Source organism: Serratia fonticola (assembly GCF_001006005.1).
Taxonomy (GTDB): Bacteria; Pseudomonadota; Gammaproteobacteria; order Enterobacterales; family Enterobacteriaceae; genus Chania; species Chania fonticola.
Genome location: NZ_CP011254.1, coordinates 4,104,311 through 4,124,356, shown reverse-complemented (window position 1 = coordinate 4,124,356; position 20,046 = coordinate 4,104,311). Strand labels below are relative to the sequence as shown.

The following is a 20,046-nucleotide window of genomic DNA, read 5'->3' as shown; positions in this document are numbered from 1 at the left end:
GAAACGATCATTTACGGTATTACAGGGCAACATCAAGATATTGTCTAATCAGGCCCTGGGATAACAGCGTCCACCCATCCAATACGATAAATAATAGTAATTTAATAGGGACAGAGATTGTCACAGGACTCATCATCATCATTCCCAGCGCCAACAATATACTGGAAATAACCAAGTCAACAACCACAAATGGTAGATATAGATAGAAACCAATTTTAAATGCACTTTTTATTTCACTCAGTGCATAAGCAGGTAACAAGGTTAAAATAGACGATTTTTCATTATAACCAGCCCCATCTACCTGTTGCGTTTCTCGTTGTGTTCCTACCCTTTCGAAAAAATGAACCAGTTCGGGATCCGCATATTTACTCAAATAATTACGGTAACTATCGAATCCATTCTCTATGAAATCACTCACTGAAGCGACGTTAGTGATATCAACATCATATTCACGATAGCTTTGATATCCTTGTTGAACTACGGGCATCATAACAAACATTGATAATATTAATGCAATACCATTCAGTGTCATATTCGAGGGAATCTGTTGCAAACCCAAAGCATTCCGCACCATCACAAATACAATCGAAAACTTGATATAGCAGGTGCCACAAGCAATAAGAAAAGGCAATAATGTGGCAAAAGCTAAAAGACCAACTAGTGAAACATCATTTCCCATTACCGGCCTCTTGATATAAATCGGTAATTTCAACCCCTAGTCTGTCCTCTACCCAGATCAGTTCCCCACGCGCCAATGCTAAGCCATTACCTTTGATCAGCACCTTTTTCTCGGCATCTGAATCGCAGTAAAAAACATGTCCTTGGCAGAGGGATTCCAAGTCTTTCACCGTTACCATCGCCTGTTGCAGAGTAAAGGTCAAACTTACTGGCATCCGCGAACGCGGCAATAAAGGCGACACACCATCATTCGCTTCGCTAGCTTGTAATAAGTCTTCATGTTCAGCTAAGTCTTCATGTTCAGCTTCAAATGATGGCTCCATAAACGCTTCGTCGATCATAATCTCATTCCCGTTACATTGATAAAAACCAAGATGCTTGTCACAAAGCGTAACGCGTTGCTTGACTTCGGTGATCAGCAGTACATCTCCACAGCGCAGCTTATTTAATACGCTCAGAGGACATTCACTCTTCCCCAGTTCAAAATGCAGAGGCAAGGGAAGATAATCTAAAGGAAACTCCCGGTCGAAAATTGATGAATTATTGCTATTGCCACAACTGCTCACCACCCAAACGACGCCTTGCGCCGTTCTTAAGCCATAAAGAGGCCGAGAGGCTGGTGGGTCAACAACCCGCCCCAAGTTGGTCAACTTTTGATAAACAAATTCAGCGATCCCCATCTCCAGCGGGAACTCACAGCTGAAAAAAAGTGATTCCAGCTGCGTCCAGCTAAAGGCACTACTCGCCAATCCGGCATGCTCAGGCATCATTGAGGCAAACCAGGCATAAAGATCGATCATGCCCTCCCAACCACTATCGGCACGAAAGGCCAACAGGTTGGATTTTGGCAACGGAATAGAATGTACAACCTCGCCTCCGAGGCGTTGCCAACGCTTGGCGGACTGCGCCGAATTTAGCTCTGCTTTGCTACACTGCCGAAGATATCGCCTAATCATTGACCAACCTCATCATCAATTTCATCCTGTCCCTTTTGTTGATGCCCCTGATGCTCTCCTCCTGCGTCTTCAAGCAAACTCCAGTAGGGAGGAATGTCAGTCTGTTCCCACTGTTCAGTCATGCGCTGCTCAACCAGACTGTCTGAAGGTTCAAACTGAAAATGGGTATCCTGCTCCTGATTAAGCAACGTAACATCAACTTGATGACCTTCACCCCACCGTCCGAAGTTATAAGTAAGCTTGCCTGAACCAATCGGTTTAGCAGGCGCAAGAGCGTCTTGCTCTTCCATCTCTGGATCGAGCGTCAATTCATTATGCTGTTCTACCGCATTATCATGTTGAGGGGATTGCAGTGTTTCCTGTGACTCACCACTGCTTATCTCTTGCTCTGACAAAGTAAAATCTCCTCCAGCCGTAGAGTCTGTACTTTTATCCAGCAGGGTTCCATCACGCTTTACTGTAGACGACTCCTTTTTCAATTCGCTGTCATCCTCCTCCTGTTGGGCCAGAAGTTCATCATCAGCTTTGAACAATTGTAATACGGTGTCTGCCGCGTTATTGTTACGAGCCTGTTCCATTGTCTTACTGTCGAGGCTGGCAAGGGGGGGCAAAAAATCCACCGTGTCTTTAGCTCTCTGCCTCTCAGCGAGTGCCTCGAAAGATACGGCATCCACCCGAATGTCATCCCCATAGTGCTGAGGCAAGCCCTGCTGTACACTTTGTGCCGGCTCGCCAACATCACAACGTTGGTAATAGCTATCCTGCACGCCCCGCAAACCAGGCTCGGGCGAGATGACAAACTGTAAATCTGGCGGAAAGACATTCAACCAAAAGACCCCAACATTCACAGATTCCTCTTCCGGTGGCATTGCAACCTCTTGTTCATGCATCTTTTCAGATGCAAGAGTATCTAGAGAATATAGGGTTGTAATCATCTCGTCCGCCCCCCCCCAGACTGGAGAAACTTTGCTTATTTCTTCCACACTATTATCTCCTCAACTTCAGACTCTTCCTGCCTCGCTAACGCCGCGCGAGTCTCTTTTCTTACGTGTTGTTGCAAATTTTTATATTTATCTGCCTGATGGTAAAACTGTTTTCGCTGAGTCATAACACTGGCTTTTTCTTTTTCACGGGATGCTAACTCCTGCTGTTTTAACCCCTGATCAAGTTCCAAATTACTAATACGTCGACGAATTACAGATTGTTTGCGTAATGAAGAATACAGTGCTGCACGATCGAGATTCTCGCCTTGCGGGGCCATATTTCTTAATAAACCTTTCATGGACTGTCGTTCCTTTCCTAGGACCAGAAGACTCTGTTGAATTTGCTTCATTTCCCTGTCGAGCAGCATCAGTTTTTGCTCCTGCCGCTGTATTTTATTGTCATAACATCCCAACAACAGAGTTATCTTACGAAGCAAGCTCATGAAGTTGACCTAATGTTGTTGAAAATACTGAGTTCTCATCCACTTTCTGACATAGCCATGCTGACAGAGATGCCTGGCGGTTTATCGCTCGATCATTTTCTGTATTTTCGCCAGCTTTATATTCTCCCAGATCTAAAAATATCTGAAGCTCTTCAATTTTCGCCATAATTCGACGCACTTCGCCGGCACTATGTAAATGTTCAGGCAAACAAACTTGGCTGGCTACCCGACTAACACTGCGCAGAATATCAATCGCCGGGTAATGGTTTTTCGCTGCCAGCTTACGGCTGAGATAAAAGTGCCCATCCAAGATCGAACGTATTTCTTCAGCTATCGGATCCTGTTCGTCTTCCCCCTCCAGCAGAATAGTATAAAACGCCGTAATACTTCCTCTTTGTGTACAACCTGGGCGTTCAAGAAGTTTGGGCAGCGCATCAAAAACCGAAGCCGGGTAGCCCCGGCGTGCGGGAGCCTCCCCTGCAGCGAGTGCCACATCACGTAATGCACGGGCATAGCGCGTTATTGAGTCCAGGAACAACACTACTTTTTTTCCTGCATCTCGAAAATACTCGGCCACCGTGGTGGCAACCAACGCGGCGTTACAGCGATCGAGCGAAGAGAAGTCAGACGTCGCATAGACCAAAATACACTGCTGCTGACGTTCTGACTGACGCAACGCCTCAATAAACTCGGTAACCTCTCTACCACGCTCGCCGATGAGTGCAATCACAAAGACGTCCGCATCTGCCTGTTCAATCAACATATGCATCAGGGTAGTTTTGCCGCAACCTGCTGCGGCAAAGATCCCTACACGCTGCCCAATGCCACAAGTGATCAAGCCGTCAATAGCCCGAACCCCAGTATAAAATGGGGTTCGTATTCCGACTCGATCCATGTATGACGGAGGAGAAGCGTCAATCGCTCGTAGCTCCTGTCCTCCAATCTCCTGCTCCGTTGTCAGCCTTTCTACCACCTGCCCAGAAGGATCTAACACGCATCCCAACAAGGAAGAGCTAAGCATTGCCATTAACGAACTGCCGGTAGGACAGATCACAGCTTCGCGGGATAAGCCGTTAGCATCACCAATCAGGCTTAACAAAGTCAGATCATGATTAAAACCCATCACCTGCGCACGAGCCACAATTTCTGTGGTACGCCAGTGGGGACGGATCTCACACACTTCACCAATTTTTACCCCCGGAAGCACTGCCTCAATTATCGGCCCAGCAATTCGTAAAGGGTGAGCCAGACGACGTAGTAACGGACTATCCGACATTACTGAAATATCCCCAAAAAGTTCTCCTGAAGGCTAAAGAACTCCTCCATTGCTGCTGAAAATTGCTGACTACTTTCCAAGAAGGCCGGACTAACCAAGCCTCGTAGCAAAATATAACCTTCATCAACGCTTAATTGTAGCTGCCCACTGGGCGTAAACTCACAACCCTCCATTAATGCAAACAATAATTCACTTGCCCTTTGTGTCAGTACGGCATTATTATCCTCCGCAATTCTCGACCAAATCCAGACATTGTCATCAAGCGTGCTGATCAATAAAGATGGGCGTTGGGTAAACTCCAATGCAATAGTGGTATGCCCGTCAAAGTTTGACAACATACTTTCATCACACCCTTTTTCCAGTAAGGCTTCACGAACCAATACATCAATATCAACATTCATTATTTACTTCCATTCTTATCACACGGTTTTAATAATATCTATGGTAACATTATCGGTTAATTCACCGAATGACATCACCTCCAACTCTTTAAACTGCACTTCAATAAAACGTTTGACAAAACGACGAATATCTACCGAAGACAACACCACCATGTCCTTATTGGAAATAGCAAGATTATTAGTGGCAACGGTAAGCATGTCCATTAATTCATCAGAAGTAGCTGGCTCCAAATTAAGGAAAGATCCCGAGGCGGTGGTCCTTATCCCCTGGCGCATTTTTTCCTCAAATTCTGCAGTAAGGTGGATCACGCGTAAGGTTCCCCCCTCAGCAAATTTATGGCAGATATAGCGTGAAAGCGCCCCACGAACATGTTCAACCAAAGCAATGACGTCTTTTTCTCTCGGTGCCCAAAGCGCTAGGGCCTCCAATATTAACTTCATATTTCTCAGGGAGATTCTCTCACCCAGTAGACGCTGAAAGACTTCGGCAATCCGCTGAACCGTAGCATGGCGCAATACTTCTTTCATCAAATCAGGATATTTAGCTTCCAACTTATCCAGGAGATTCTTTGTTTCCTGAATACCAAAATATTCATTAACGCTACGAACCAAAGTAGCAGATAGACAATAATAAATCTCATCAACATCCGTTCTTAATTGGTACCCTAAATTAGAGAGTGATTCACGATCGTTTTCGTTCGACCAATACTCATTATTATTCTTGACAATTTCAAATCCGAGCAACTCTAGCTCATCTTTACCGTTCACTACTTTTAACATTGAAAAATTAATCGAAAATTCGGTGGCCTTTATTTCATTAATTAAGAATATCACCTTACTTTCTGGCATATCGTCAGCAGCTTTTAGTGTTATTTCAGGCAAATGGACACCATAATCTATAAAGAACTGACTGCGATACCGCTCCAACATATTCGATTTTTGTAGAGCCTCGGCTTGTTTTGTCGAAACCATCAGAATTAAAGGCAGAGTTTCTGACGCAACGTTATCCAACCCCTTAATCATACCTAAGGAACTACCGTCTACAAGCGCAGACATACTACCGTCTTCCGAATTCCCCTCCGGACTACTTGGACCTAAGCCCCCCCCCCCTCGTTTTTTATCTCTCCATTTCAAATAAAATAGCACACCAAGTAGGCTAGACAGGATCACAAAAACAAAAAGAGGAAACCCTGGTAGCAGGCCAATTCCCAATGCCAAAAAAGCAGCAATCAACAATACAAAGGTATTACCAAATAATTGCCCCATCATGGTCTGGCCCATATTATCGCCATCGCCATTAACTCGGGTCACAATAAAACCAGCACTAATGGCAATCAACAATGAAGGGATCTGTGCGACCAAACCATCTCCGATTGTCAACATGGTATAGGTCGATAGTGCTGTCGACATATCCATACCATGTTGACTAACACCAACACCAATACCACCAACAAAGTTGATGAAAATAACAATGATACCCGCGATTGCATCGCCTTTGATAAATTTCATGGCACCATCAAACGATCCATAAAGCTGACTTTCTCGTTCAACGACGCTACGTCGGCTTTTGGCTCCCTCGGAATCAATAGAGCCTGCCCGTAAATCAGCATCAATGCTCATTTGTTTACCAGGCATTCCGTCTAACGAAAACCGTGCCGCCACTTCAGCGACTCGCTCCGCGCCTTTGGTTATTACCATAAACTGCACGATAGTAACAATAGCAAAAATAACGAAACCAACAATAAGGTTATCACCAATAACAAACAAGCCAAAAGTGGCAATAATATCACCAGCATCGGCATCATTCAGTATCAGTCGGCTCGTGCTGATTGACAGTGCCAGACGGAAAAGCGTTGTTATCAACAAAACGGCAGGAAATGTTGAAAAACTGAGTATTCTATCAATATAAAATGATGATAAAAAAACCAACGCAGAAATAACAATATTTAAACCTATCAAGAAATCAACGAGATAGGTTGGCAATGGTATCACCAGCATAGCAATAATGGTGATAATTAAAATCAGTATTAACAACTCAGGGTGTTTTCTGGTGTTAGAAATAAATTTCGTTATCAAAGCTGAGTCCTATTAATTATCCAACAACTAATTTTCCCCAATCGTTATACAATAATAAGATGAACTTTAAATTAACCTACCATTGAAAATGGTCCATAACATTCATCACATTATAAGTTAAAACTTTAAGAGGATTTAGAGTTCTTTTAGCCTTTCCCCTGTCTCGGTCATACTTTCATGCTGTTCATGATTATAAACAATAGAAATGATTTTCTCAAATTTATCGGACAACAAAACAACACCATCAGGTTCGAAGTACAATTCGCGAGGTAACTTAACACAAGCTTGGTAAATCGTTTGCAAAACTGAACCTCGTTCACGATGTTTACAGAGCATTATTTTGGCGTAAAGTAATCCATCTAATAATTTCTTTATATCGCTAGGGTTTTGCAAAACACAAAACATGAACAACAACCACTCTTCTTCATTGAAGTTGAACCCAGAAATGAGAGTATTCTTTAAAAGAACCCCCAAGAAAAGGGCGTCACTAGTACGTATTAGTTTAAGCTGAAGTAACCGTTGCAATAAATTACCAAATTCAATTTGTGAACAGCTTGGTTCTTGCGCATCTATATCTGCTAATAATGCTGACTCCATAAAATCAACGACTATCGCACGCTGTGCAGCCCCATAGGTCGAGATCCAGTCCTGATATAGCTCAATCTCATGTGCATCACTTTCTAGAAACTCACGATAACTTTCACGTGCGATAGCCGGTGAAAGTTGCAAAGCCTTACCAAACAGGCGGGCCTTGAGTGCCACATTAATACCGGATTTTAGACGACGAGGATCCGCCGTTTGCTCCACATGTTGAAGCAGTTTCTTTAATCTACTTTTTACCACCCCATCAAGGTTACGTCGTCGTAGCAACTCACGTAACACCACAACCAAATCACTATAGTCAGGGAACAGCAGACGTATCTGTTTAAGGAGGGTATTAATATTGCCACCATCGACACCCGCCGCTATCTTCAGTAACGAATGAACCTTTGGCAAAACATCGTCATCAAGCACCTGCTCAAAGCTGCTCTCACTGGTGCTGCCGGTTTTTTTCTCAAAATCCCGGCGATTACGGAACTGAGACAACAAGATAGACATTTCATCAACAGAATCACTAAACCGCTGTATTAATGCCGCTGGCGTAAGCTCTTCAAGATCTTTGCCACCACCGTCATTGACCGGTTCCGATAAGCTCGTCTGCAGTCCGCGGCTGTTATCCTGTAGTTTTGCCATCTGTTGTGCTGAAGACAGGCTGGCAGGCCCTAACGGATTCAATGCCATTTCTGGCTATCCATATAGTTACGCATCCAGTCATGCAATTCCGGCTTAGAGAGATTCTTTTTCATATCTGCAATCAAATCGCTGGCATCCTGTTGCAATGGTGCATCGATTTCCCGCGGCTGGATCAGAAATACACGCACCATATTAGAGTTGTGTGACTTATTGTATTTAAACGCACTGCCGATCCACGGTATATCCCCCAATAAAGGGATTTTGGCCTCACCTTCTGAACTTTCATCTCGGGTATAACCACCGATCAGTAGGCTCTTGCCTCGCGGAACACGGGCTATAGTGCTGATATTAGTACGCCCTACTTCCGGTAATCCCATCGTTGGATTAGTATCCTGGACCTGAGAACCATCCTCAACATTGAGCATCATTTCAATTTCATCAGCATCAGTAAAACGTGGCAGTACGTTAACCGATGTACCATAAGTGACATGTTGCAGTTCGACACTGCGCTCACCAATTAGCTGAGTATAAAATGTTCGACTATTGTCAAATATAGCGGGAATATTTTCCTGAGTTAACACCATCGGGCGAGAAACTATATTCGCCTGATTCTTTTGACTTAATGCCAGAATCGAAGCCATAAAACTCGCACCATCCACTGTACTGGCCACTCCACCGTTAAGTGAAATGCCCAGATTGCCTCCAACGTTTACCCCACCGTTCCACTCTACCCCGAGTTGTTCAAGTGCATCTTTTTGCAAATCGACGATCCAAACGGACAGTTCTATATGCCTTTTCTGCATGTCTAGCGTGTTAACTATATTTCTGACATAAGCAATCTGTTCTGAGCTGCCTTTTACCAGCAGGCTATTGGTGCCTGGATTGGCGACAATTTTGAAGCCACCAGCAGAAGGACGTTCCTTCATTGCATTTTCCAGGCTCATTACGGGCATGATAGGTTTTACCCTATTATTCCCTGGAAAATCCTGTAGTTTTGCCGTAGGAGATATAACCTCATGCTTATCCGAAGCCATATTGCTCGCTTCGCTTACCTCACCACCATTATCACGGTTGTTCAAAAGCTGTCTTATCACACTCGCTACACCGGGAATGGTGATCTTTTCGTTTCGATAGTTAAAATGACGATCCTCAACGAATGAATTAAACAGAGATATTGAGGAGACTTTTGAGCGACCATCCAGATCGTCATTTTTCTCATCCAAAAGTTTGGCTGCATTAGTCACCAACTCAACATAGACCGGTGGCCCTGAAAGGTAGAATGTAGAATTTATACCGTCCGAACGTAACGGGTAACGCTGATCATAAAGACCAGATTTCCGCAAAAAATTACTGACAACCGGAAGTGAAGTATTCCGTAATGTGATGATTTCCTTGCGCATTTCCGACGCATCATAAAGGTATATTGCTTGACCATCATGGTACCAAATCAAACCAAGCTGTTCAGAAATACGTTCTATAAACGCCTGCGGATTATGCAGATCAAAATCACCACTGACTTTTTTATTCGCCACAAGCTTACTGATGATAATCGGTTTATTCAACCTGGATGAAAGCGCATCGGTCAGGCCTTTAATATTATCCTGTTGTGCAATATAACCAGAACCTGTGGGCTTGGTCTGCTGAGAGATAGCCAACGTAGGTGCCATCGAGGAAATAAAAACAATCCCAATCAGGTAGGTTAACGTGTTTTTTACTTGATTAACAAATTTCATTTTTTCACTTCATTAGCAATGACATTTTTTAAGGCACGAGGAGATAAATTAAACATAATCTTTACTTCACTAGAAAAATGAGACAGTGATGAATATCCATGTTTGAACGCCAAATCAGTTAAGTTTGACTTTTCTCCCATATTATCCAGTAGTGCTCTAACCAAGCGCCAAGATTTTAACTCTTTTTTAGTCGTATTCCCCAATGCTTGACGGGACACTCGGCGAAAATGGGAAACAGATAACCCATAGCGTTTACTTAAGCTTCGTAAACTATCAGAAGCATCTGTTTGTTCAGAAGCATCTGTTTGTTGTATTAAAAATTTTATCAACCAGTAGCATTCCATTCCGCGCAGAATGGCGGAAATTTTTTTCATTCCCGGAGTCGCAATTAAAAATTGTTGGATCATCCAACTTTCAAGCTGTTTAAGACTCAAGGCCCCCTGCATCCGTAACGGCTCAAAACCGACACCGTAAACAGATTGACATTCAGCATCACTAAAATCTGAAAATCCTTGCGAAATATCTAAGAACACCTGTAATTTACACATGGTATTGATATCTAACGCCGTATAATCCATGGAGCCTTTTGTAACACGTAACGTAGGTGTCGAACACACAAAAATACCACTTTCTCCCGGTGGCAGACTATAGACGATGCCATCTTCAAGATTGCCCAGTTGGATGTTAACACCCATAGTGTTATCTGCTTTAACCCATGCAGCTTGTTGGTGCCCTGCGGTGTAGCATGCATTCTGCTGGAGTGATATATGTGAATTAAACTTTCCCATAATAATTACCGTGAATACCAACCCTTTTTGATTAATAAGGAATAACAACTAGATTAAGTCAAACTAATCTAGCCTATTTTTAACCACGCAAAATGATGGGAAAATGATGTCAATATCGGGACTATGCCCCTCCCCCTAGAGATAGAATAACTTTTCACTTTAGTTTCATAGAGTAATCACAAAAACAAAAAAAACCTTCATCTCACAGTAAAAATCATTATATAATCAGTAAAATAATGAGACAATATGTATGTACCATGGCGTATTTCCCTAGGTACTGTAATCATGTAACCGTGAATAATACCTCCAGCATACAATGCTTACCTTGATGATTGGAATATAGTAAAGAGAATGTATATTTATGATTAAAGTAATGTTCAAACTACTGACAATGAGCATTTTTATTGGCTTTAGCTCAATAGGCTATGCCACTTGCTGGGATTACTCTGCCAAAAAATTTGGTATAGAATCTCGATTACTGGCATCAATAGCGCAAGTTGAATCGGGTATGAACCCTAAAGCAATCGGTAAAAACACTAACGGCAGTGTTGATATTGGTTTAATGCAGATAAACAGTAACCATCTGCCAAAATTGAAAAAAATGGGTATTGATAGTCGGAAGTTAGAGCAAGACCCCTGTGTTGCCGTCTTGGTAGGCACTTCAATTCTTGCGGAAATGATGCAGATTTACGGGTATAGCTGGGAGGCCGTTGGTGCTTACAATGCAGGTACTGCCAAATCTCGCCATGCGCTACGAATGAAATACGCCAAAAAAGTTTGGCGCGTTTATAACGATAGTGAGTTTAAACTCTAACAATGGTAATAATTGGCACATGCAAATCATGCTCGGCGAGCACCCCCCATTAATAAATCGCGGCATTCAACCACCAAAGAAATAGTAATTGCTTAACAAATAACGAATGCAGATTGTTGATAAAGTCCTGTCCGTATGAACAGGACTTTAATCTAATAAGGTCAATGCATAAAACGGACTGTCTGCCATACTCAAAGAACTCTCTCCCCATCAGTCCCTGTTTGATACCATCATCCTCGATGAACTACTTCCCGAAGACCATTTGATCCGTAAAATTGATGCCGACATCGATTTTTAATTTATCCGCGATGCCGTTGCTCATCTCTATTGCCCCGATAATGCAGGCCCACAATCGCCCCTGCACGCCTGATTAAAATCATAGTAATAGTTACCAAAATAATCGGTTTTTGATAGCAATTCTGAGGCAAGGGATTATATTAATCCTTTTATACCTTAATGGATGAAGCCATGCCGGTATCATTGTTATATCCCCAAGGAAATTACCAGAATCGGAGTTACGCCCCCCTTATCGGAAAGATTTCGCCAGACTGTGACATAAACACAAACGCACTCCCAATGCCTACGAAAACCATCGACTTTTCGTCGCGGATCACGCGGGCCGTAAATACGGCTGATGGTCTGCACATACGCAATACCCTCGAGAAAATAGCCCCTCAACCCAACCACATTCTGCTGAGTAGAGAGAACAACCAGCAGGAGTTAGCCAGAATGGCACCGGTAAAGCAGTATAACCTAGTAACATTGCCTCTTCTCGATCAAATCAGTATACCCGCAGAAATGCTGATTGTTGATGTACTCAACCCCTTGTCAAAAGATCCTACCAATGCCTGGTTTGAAGAACTAATATGGCACCCACAAAATAATACATTTGAAACAACCCCAAAGGTCTATTGTGCCAAGATGCAGGTGCTAGCCGGTGCACATCCAGAGTGGAAAGATTACACAGGAGTAAAAACGGCATTTGCTATATTCCTTGATGGCACCGATAGTCGCCCTAGAATTTTTATTAATACTAAGTGCCAGCATATTGGCATCAAACCCAACATGGGTAATCCCGTGTATGCAGGGCTCATTGAACCAAGGCGAGATAATCTAGGGAGATTATTTTTTCATATTGATAACAACTCTGGACATTATCAACCAGCGGATAATATTGATGTAAAATCAATATTTAAGAATATTGTCACGAATGAAGGACTATACCATTTAAAATTTTCCTCAGTGGATCAATTACGTGCTCCAGATAATGCACGGCTAGCGCATATCTCCTCTATTGAGGATTATGCCATACTTGCCGACTCATTGAGGCACAGTGGCAATAAAGAACAAAGGCTCATTGATTACCTTGTGAAGCATGACCTATGGACCCCATTGAAAGACCATCGCAGCAACCAACCATGGGTGAAAACGTTAATGAAATGGGAGGACAATCAAAATGCAGATCATAATGCAGTAGAGAACACATCGAAAATCTCGGAGAAAACGACTTCTCCGGCCCTTTCTCCCAGATTCTGGCAACGGCTGACAAACTGGGTATCAAACACATCCGGATACCTAATAAAGTTGTTATCCTGTCGTAACAACGTGACGGACATGTCATAGCAGTAAGTGAAGCCAAGTTGTCGTATCCAGGTGCGGCTACCATGCAGACGCAATCTTCTACAACGACGTTGCTCATGTCGAGAGCCATTTTCTTAATGATGATTTCCTCATTTAAGCTCTTATTGAGGCCATGATTTCATCTTTCCGGCGTTTCTGAGCAAACTTATATCCATCCTTAATATCCTCATCAACACTTAAATACTCATAGTGGAATAATCGTTTATTGATAGTAACTCCAGGGAAAGTATTGTATTTATCATATTAAGCACAGATAAAAAGCCATGCTGATAGATGTACAGAAACCCACAAAAAACCTTCTGGTTTACGGCACTGGGTATCCTCTGTTATTAAAAAACCGTTCCCGATAATACGCGACTGATGCATATCGCCTCCCTAAAGGACAATGACATGCCTTCTGATGAAAACTCATACCACATAGCCTGCAATCCAGAATCATATCGATCTAAGCCAGAGGTTAGCATCGGTGCTTACCGTTTATTAAGGTCAACCGCGCAAGGACTTGCAGTAACGGAAAAAAGGTCATGCCTATGCCCCTCTTATTCGATGATGGGAGCGCCCTTGCGATCCCATGAGAGTTTAAAGCCATGACCCCCTCAGTGGTTGCGATCGTTCTAGCCCTTATCGCCGGTGCTTTATGGGGAACACTGGGTTTGATTACCCACTATTTACTCAGTTACGGGCTGAACACCTTGCAACTGGGTATCTTGCGCCTGAGCGGGGCATTTGTGCTGACTTTACTCATCGCCGCAGTGCTGGGCCGGATACGTGTACTTAGCATTCGACAATGGGCCTGGTTGGCTGCTATCGGCCTGGCTTGTCAGGCTCTGAGCAGCGTATCATTTGCTTCTGCAGTAGCCGGAGCGGGAAGCAGCCTGGCCATCATTATGCTGTGCATGGGCCCATTGTTCACCGCAGCGATTAACCGATTTTTATATGGCGAACATCTTGATAGTGCCTCACGCGGGTTGATTCTGCTGGGGTTGATTGGTCTGGCCCTGACCGTTCTGTACAGCCAGGGGGAACAACCCCGTGCAGCGTTGTTTGGAAAGCAGTGGTTCGTCGCTTTGGGATGGGGTTTACTCTCAGGGCTCTGTTATGGTCTGTTTCCCATATTGACCAACGCCCTGGGCCCGCTCGACTCCTGGGTTACTGTCAGCTTTAGTCTCGGTCTCGGTACCGTATTCCTAGCCCCATTGCAGGGAACCTACCCCGTCTTGACATTACCTACAGATGTTTCCGCATGGCTGCTGATTGCAGCGTTAATCCTGGTGCCAACAGTGATAGCTGACGTGCTCTATGTACGGGCCATAGCCATTGGTGGTCCTATGTTGGCCACCGTCTTCGCGCTGATTGAAGTCCCTGCCTCAGTACTTTATGCGTGGTGGTGGCTGGCGGTACCTCTAGTCCCTGCACAATGGGCTGGTATCTTTCTATTCTGTCTGGGTTTGGCCGGACTGGCACTGCGCCGCAACCAGAGACCAGTGCCTACGACGGAACCGGTCATTATTTCCCCCATACAAACGGAAAAACATTATGAATAAGTTACTGCATATTCCCCCCCTCCAATTTCCGCTGAGTCAGAAGGTTTGCAAGCCTTGATCAATTACACACAGGTACTCGATCACCATGTACAACAGCGTGCACGTACCTGTCAATCCATGCTGCCAGCATTAGCCTTTGCTCCCGATGCACTCACAGACACAGGTCCGAAGTACCCGATACGGGCCTTCTCCTATCTGGACGAGCTTGAACGCGATAATGATGAGACCCCCGCCGATGAAAACCAGCTACTTGATGAGGTCGCACGATACTTCCGGGGCGCCATTCGTCCCCAGTCACGACATTCTCTGTTTAATATGGTGCCAGAGCCCAGCGTGGCAGCAACTGCCGCCGCATGGCTGGCAACGGCATACAATACCAATAGCCTGATGGATGCTTTCGGGGGAGAAGCATTGCTGATAGAACAGCAGGTGGCTCGACGTATAGGCCGTTGGGCAGGCTGGACACATGCAATGGGTATCGCCTGTAACGGTGGCAAGTTAACCCTCATGTACGCCATAAAATCAGCGTTGAGTCGCGTTGCTCCCGATTCTCTACGGACAGGATTACCGCCTGATATCGTTATTTTATGTAGCGAAGGGGCCCATTATTGTGTGGAGCATGCCGCCAGTCTGCTAGGGCTGGGCTCAGACAACTGCCTGCGGGTACCTGCCAACAGTGAAGGCCGTATGTGCACAGAAGCTTTACGCCGTACGCTAAACGAACAACATGCCTGCGGACGCAGAGTCGCTGCAATCATCTGCTGCGGTGGAACCACAATCAACTTCAACTGTGAGGACACGCATGAGGTACGTGAAATTTCCCAAGCTTTCGCGCAGGAGCACCATTTAAAGCAACGACCCTATCTGCATTTAGACAGTGTTATCGGATGGTTATACCTGAGTCTGCCCGCCGCTGATAAACATCAGATTTCCTGCCCACGCATCAGAGCCCGCATTGCCGAAGTTCATCACCGATTACGCGATACCAGCGGTTTTGATTCATTGGGTGTGGATTTTCATAAGAATGGGTTGTGCCCCTATGCAAGCAGTTTTTTTATTGCTCGTGAACGTCGTTTTATGGATGAACTGGGTGACGGCAATTACCACTATACTGATAAGGACTTTCAGTATGGTCAGTTTCGGGCCTACCGTTATACCTTTGAGAATTCGCGACCGAGCCAGGGGATCCTGGCTGCCTGGATCAACCTGCGTAAGCTTGGCCGCTACGGCTATGCCGCTTACCTCAATCGCCTCCACGAAGCTCGTGACGCCTTAACCCATGCGCTTGAGCGTCATGGCCTGTTTCGTGTACTTAACCATGCCAGCCTTGGGTGGGAGGTGGTATTTGAGATCCCCTTTGAGTCTGATGTGGTCGCACTGGCATCCACCAGACAGGAGCTCGCCATGAACTTTATGCAGGAATGCTGGGAGCGGGTGGATGCAGGCTATGACCTTCCGCTGTTTAGCGTTGTGCCAGAATATCGTATTGATAATGATCCAAACGCCGTCACCACCGCTTTCTTCCTTTATCCTATGCGACAACGCAGCCATTACGAATGGGATGAAACGGTGGCACTTATCGCCACGCAGTTCCACCTATTCCAGTCTCGCTTACGGATAGAACAAAAGACATTAGGCCAAATGCAGTTTGAAAACCCCATCCGCTGACCTGAGGACCCCAGCCATGAACCAGATAACAGCCTCCGGGCCGCGTAATGCCTTCACCCTGCTCAAAACACTGGCCGAACGTTACCGTACCCGTCAGGAGGCAGCTGATTTTACCGGTGAACCGCTTCTAGACCTGTCGATCGGTAATCCCGATGTTGCACCAGACCCGTATTGGCGCAACCGCCTGCAGCACTTTATTCACCGTGATGACTTGCATGGCTATGGCGATTGCCGTTCCGACATCAACCGCCATTTATGCGAACGTTTCTCTGCTTACTTTCAGCGCCGCTTTTTACCCCATGATGCCCCCGTATTGCTCGATCCGCAGCATCATGTCGTCGATCTGCTCGGCTCCAAGGAAGGCATTTTCTATAGCCTGTTCTCCTGCCTGAAACCCGGAGAAGCCGTACTTATGCCCGATCCTTCATATGCTGTCTATCAAAGCTGCGCCCGGCTGATCGGTGCGCGCGTGGAGCTGTTTTCCTGCGACACATCCGGTCAGCCCGACCTGGGGTCGATTCGTGCCGAACAATTGCTCGGGGCCCGTATGCTGGTTATTTGCTCTCCGAGCAACCCTACTGGTGTAGAATTGTCGCCGGGCAAACTGCAGCAGATCATGGATTTTGCACAACGAAATGCGCTTTGGGTTATTATTGATCGCGCCTATGCAGAGATTGTCTTTAAGTCACCGCGTAACGGTAAACTCAAAGGCGCAGCTCTACCGCTACCCGGTGCGCTGTCCCGGGTGTTGGAGCTTCATAGCCTGAGTAAGTCGTGCAGTCTCGCAGGCTGGCGCATCGGTTTTGCGGCAGGCTCACCGGAACTGGTAAAAAGAATTCGTCACATAAAGTTCAACACCGACTTTGGTACATTCCTGCCGCTACAATGCGTGGCAGCTGAAATACTTGATGAACTGGAAACCCTCTCCGCACGCAACAGCGCAATCTATGCAACACGTATGCATCGGTTTGTAGAAGGAGCTGCCTCTCTGGGTTGGAATATCCCCCCTTCACAAGGTACTTTTTTCCTGTGGGCGCCTCTTCCCCCCGGGTTCGCAGGGGATGATCTCAGATTTGTTGAGGCCTTACTTGAATCTACTGGCATATTAGTCGCCCCTGGCAGTGGGTTTGGGCCTGGCGGCTCAGGGCGAGTGAGAATTGCACTGGTTCAGTCAGACAAAGTCCTTGATGACGTATTGCATCGGCTGGGAAAATGGTCGTCTTTGTGCCCCCACTCTGACATGTCGTTTATCCAGAAAGTGCACCCCTAATTACCAAAGTAGCACAGAATACCGTACGCCAATCGCTCATTGTGCAGCCGAGAACAGTTCTCGTCGTAATATACTATCAATCGAGCCTTGGCATTACGTTATTACATTTATAATATTATAAACACACCTAATTAAGGAGTATTGTATGACCGCAGTAACAAAAATAACGCAAACTCACCCTCTGCCAAATGCAAGAGCGAAAACATATACAAACAAGGTGGCATTCGATACGTATATTATTCGTAATGCACAACCCTCACAAAACCAGGATATAAAACTCGCTGTCAAAAAAGACGATCCCTGTGGTCCTGAACACAGCATTTCCTACCTCGGTTTTAATGCGGAAAAATATAACATCCCTGACATAATTGGCTCATTAAAAATCAAGCTTCACGTTACTAAAAACAACCTTGCTGGCGATATAGATGTCTATCTAATTACTGAGGATTCGTTTTGGGATATCGAATTCACCTATGAAAGTCGGCCTCATACGGATAGTTTTGTCACCTCATTTTCAACAAGTGATTCAGATCCCGATGGATGGTTAACCTTGGATATCAGTAATATGGATGTCATCAATAAATTCAGAAACGATGGAAAGCTATCATTTGCTCTTATGGCGAACGATAATCTTGTTTATCACGAGTTTTCTTCATCACAAGTACCAGATTACGCACCTTTATTGCAACTCATCACTACGAGTACAGAATGCTCATCATCAAATGCAATTCGATATATTAATTTCATTGCTGCCGAAAATGAAAATAACTTCGACATCGTCAAGATTTCTGAAATAAACTTAATTAATGCTGAGGGGCATATCGAGAAAAGAGATAAATGGCAAGTGATTGAAGGAAGTCATTTATCCAACTGGGAAAATATGTTTGATGGTTCATCCGCGACATACTGGGAGGCACTGCAGTCACTTCCTGTTTATTTTACACTCGATCTTGGCAAACCTATCGATATCAAAGCACTAGTCTATACACCTCAATCAAGTGGATATAATGGCCGAGCGTCAGATATTTTGATTTATGGTAGTGCAGATGGCAATGAGTGGGATCTCATTGGTTCAAGGGCTATCAAACATGGTGATGGTAATGCTCCACACATCATATTCACAGGAACGGAAGCATCGTTCAGTCAGGTAGAGGATTCGTATTCATTTCCGGTGAAAACCGCCTGGAGCATAGAAAAAAACAGATTGAAAAATAATGCAGGAAGGAGTCCTCTGAATGTCACGGGATTATACTTTAATCAGCCAGGGATTGTTTGTCTATGGATTGATGATAAACAAGCGGACGACGGAGACTTTCTGGAGGCACGTGAAGGGCACTGGGACGGTTCAACACGACACCGTTTACAATATGGTCTGAACAGCTTTCTTTGTGATGCGGATAAGCCTCTCTATTTACAGATTGCGTCAAACTCATCATCAGATAATTCACGCGTCGCATCTGTCAGGATCATGGCATCGAACGCGTTGTATTACCCGGTGTTCAAAACCCATGTCAACACTCAGTCAGAGTGGTTTTCCATGATTGATGCATATTCCAACGTCAATTATTACGAAATGGTGACAGAAAAAATCATCCTCGGGATGCAGAGAGAATATTTTTCTCCCTTCCGGGATGAGGTGAAGATGCAGGAACTCGCCGACACTTATGATGAATGCACGGTGCCGACTCAACTGGCCGCAGGCTTAAGAGACGATGATGAAAACCCCATACACTGCCCCGACGTAAATCCTTATCATTATGTCCCATCAGAAAAAGGTTACATGACAACATTTCAAAACAGAATAACCTACCACACAGACTTAACCAAAAGAATGATTATTCCATCCGAAGTGCGTTCATTTTGGGGGATTTGGCATGAAATGGGGCACAACCTGCAGACAACTGGCCTTAATTGGCCAGGCCAGGTAGAGGTTGCAGTCAATATATATGCGTTTGCCGAGCGAGCATATACAAAAACGTTGGGTTCATTGGTTACATCCTATGATCCTGACTTTAAGACAACTTATAACGCTCTAAAAAATGTTGATACATACCCACAACTGCCCGATGCTGACAGAGAGCGATTATTTCATCATCTTTTCTTCATTTTCGGAGAAACATTTATGCACATGCTTCATCGCCGCTATCGGGAAAATATGATCGGCGAACCTTGTGATCCTGAATTTATCATTGGAGCATCCGCAGATGAACAGATGAACGTGATGGCTATCATCGCATCAAAGGTTGCACGAAAAAACTTAACCAACTTTTTCAAGTTCTGGAAGTTTAATTTAACTAAAAAAACGGTCACCACAATAAATAATTATAATTTAGAGGTATTGAGCGGATTTGAAAAACTCCCCTCCGATCTCGTGAAGGGGCAGCCAGACGGAAGGTATGATATGCGCTTCTAATAGTGAATTTATATAGTGTTTGAAATGTAACGACCACGGCGAAGATCGCTGTGGTCTTTTCTCTCCAGCCGTTACGCATTGACATAAGCACTGCATAGCAACACGCTTTACCCAGAGCTTCAAAGGCGG

At 44.7% G+C, this 20,046-nt stretch carries 16 protein-coding genes and 1 pseudogene; 7 read left to right on the top strand and 10 right to left on the bottom strand.

What is annotated here, in order from left to right; all coding sequences use genetic code 11:
- Positions 1-19: 19 nt before the first annotated feature.
- The 10 genes from WN53_RS18270 to WN53_RS26870 form a co-directional block, all read right to left on the bottom strand.
- Entirely contained in the window at positions 20-679 is a 660-nt protein-coding gene (locus WN53_RS18270) for an EscR/YscR/HrcR family type III secretion system export apparatus protein (RefSeq protein ID WP_024486135.1), read from the bottom strand.
- Positions 669-1,634, bottom strand: a complete 966-nt coding sequence (locus WN53_RS18265) for a FliM/FliN family flagellar motor switch protein (protein WP_024486136.1) — start codon at positions 1,632-1,634, stop codon at positions 669-671. The genes WN53_RS18270 and WN53_RS18265 overlap by 11 nt, the downstream gene beginning before the upstream one ends.
- Entirely contained in the window at positions 1,631-2,617 is a 987-nt protein-coding gene (locus WN53_RS18260) for a SpaN/EivJ family type III secretion system needle length determinant (protein ID WP_024486137.1), read from the bottom strand. Before WN53_RS18260 ends, WN53_RS18265 begins: the two co-directional genes overlap by 4 nt.
- Complete coding sequence (locus WN53_RS18255; protein WP_037413054.1) at positions 2,605-3,060, bottom strand: hypothetical protein; 456 nt, start codon at positions 3,058-3,060, stop codon at positions 2,605-2,607. The genes WN53_RS18260 and WN53_RS18255 overlap by 13 nt, the downstream gene beginning before the upstream one ends.
- Positions 3,044-4,336, bottom strand: a complete 1,293-nt coding sequence (sctN, locus tag WN53_RS18250) for a type III secretion system ATPase SctN (protein WP_024486139.1) — start codon at positions 4,334-4,336, stop codon at positions 3,044-3,046. Before sctN ends, WN53_RS18255 begins: the two co-directional genes overlap by 17 nt.
- A complete protein-coding gene (locus WN53_RS18245) occupies positions 4,336-4,737 on the bottom strand; it encodes an InvB/SpaK family type III secretion system chaperone (protein WP_080660754.1) in 402 nt (133 codons plus the stop codon). The genes sctN and WN53_RS18245 overlap by 1 nt, the downstream gene beginning before the upstream one ends.
- Before the next feature lie 18 nt (positions 4,738-4,755).
- Positions 4,756-6,813: an EscV/YscV/HrcV family type III secretion system export apparatus protein gene (locus WN53_RS18240; protein ID WP_024486141.1), complete on the bottom strand. Its 2,058-nt coding sequence runs from the start codon at positions 6,811-6,813 to the stop codon at positions 4,756-4,758.
- 135 nt (positions 6,814-6,948) lie between these two features.
- On the bottom strand, positions 6,949-8,094 hold the full coding sequence (gene sctW / locus WN53_RS18235) for a type III secretion system gatekeeper subunit SctW (protein WP_024486142.1): 1,146 nt from the start codon (positions 8,092-8,094) through the stop codon (positions 6,949-6,951).
- Entirely contained in the window at positions 8,085-9,779 is a 1,695-nt protein-coding gene (gene sctC, locus WN53_RS18230) for a type III secretion system outer membrane ring subunit SctC (RefSeq protein ID WP_024486143.1), read from the bottom strand. Before sctC ends, sctW begins: the two co-directional genes overlap by 10 nt.
- Entirely contained in the window at positions 9,776-10,567 is a 792-nt protein-coding gene (locus tag WN53_RS26870) for a helix-turn-helix domain-containing protein (RefSeq protein WP_024486144.1), read from the bottom strand. The genes sctC and WN53_RS26870 overlap by 4 nt, the downstream gene beginning before the upstream one ends.
- 373 nt (positions 10,568-10,940) lie before the next feature.
- Between WN53_RS26870 and WN53_RS18220 the strand changes: the two genes are divergently transcribed.
- The 7 genes and pseudogenes from WN53_RS18220 (at position 10,941) to WN53_RS18195 (ending at position 19,917) form a co-directional block, all read left to right on the top strand.
- Positions 10,941-11,381: a transglycosylase SLT domain-containing protein gene (locus WN53_RS18220; protein WP_046808476.1), complete on the top strand. Its 441-nt coding sequence runs from the start codon at positions 10,941-10,943 to the stop codon at positions 11,379-11,381.
- Positions 11,382-11,568: 187 nt separating this feature from the next.
- Positions 11,569-11,762, top strand: a pseudogene (locus WN53_RS29165) (transposase); the annotation flags it as partial.
- 348 nt (positions 11,763-12,110) lie between these two features.
- Positions 12,111-13,004 (top strand): hypothetical protein, encoded by an 894-nt coding sequence (locus tag WN53_RS18215; protein WP_152526622.1) that lies wholly within the window; start codon positions 12,111-12,113, stop codon positions 13,002-13,004.
- 605 nt (positions 13,005-13,609) lie between these two features.
- A complete protein-coding gene (locus WN53_RS18210; protein WP_046808150.1) occupies positions 13,610-14,566 on the top strand; it encodes a DMT family transporter in 957 nt (318 codons plus the stop codon).
- 54 nt (positions 14,567-14,620) lie between these two features.
- Positions 14,621-16,234 carry a pyridoxal phosphate-dependent decarboxylase family protein gene (locus tag WN53_RS18205; protein ID WP_244887727.1) on the top strand — a complete coding sequence of 538 codons (1,614 nt, stop codon included), beginning with the start codon at positions 14,621-14,623 and terminating at the stop codon, positions 16,232-16,234.
- 16 nt (positions 16,235-16,250) lie between these two features.
- Entirely contained in the window at positions 16,251-17,504 is a 1,254-nt protein-coding gene (locus WN53_RS18200; protein ID WP_024486080.1) for a pyridoxal phosphate-dependent aminotransferase, read from the top strand.
- A gap of 145 nt (positions 17,505-17,649) precedes the next feature.
- The gene (locus tag WN53_RS18195) at positions 17,650-19,917 is read left to right on the top strand and encodes a M60 family metallopeptidase (protein ID WP_024486079.1); all 2,268 of its coding nucleotides are present in this window, start codon (positions 17,650-17,652) and stop codon (positions 19,915-19,917) included.
- Positions 19,918-20,046 lie beyond the last annotated feature (129 nt).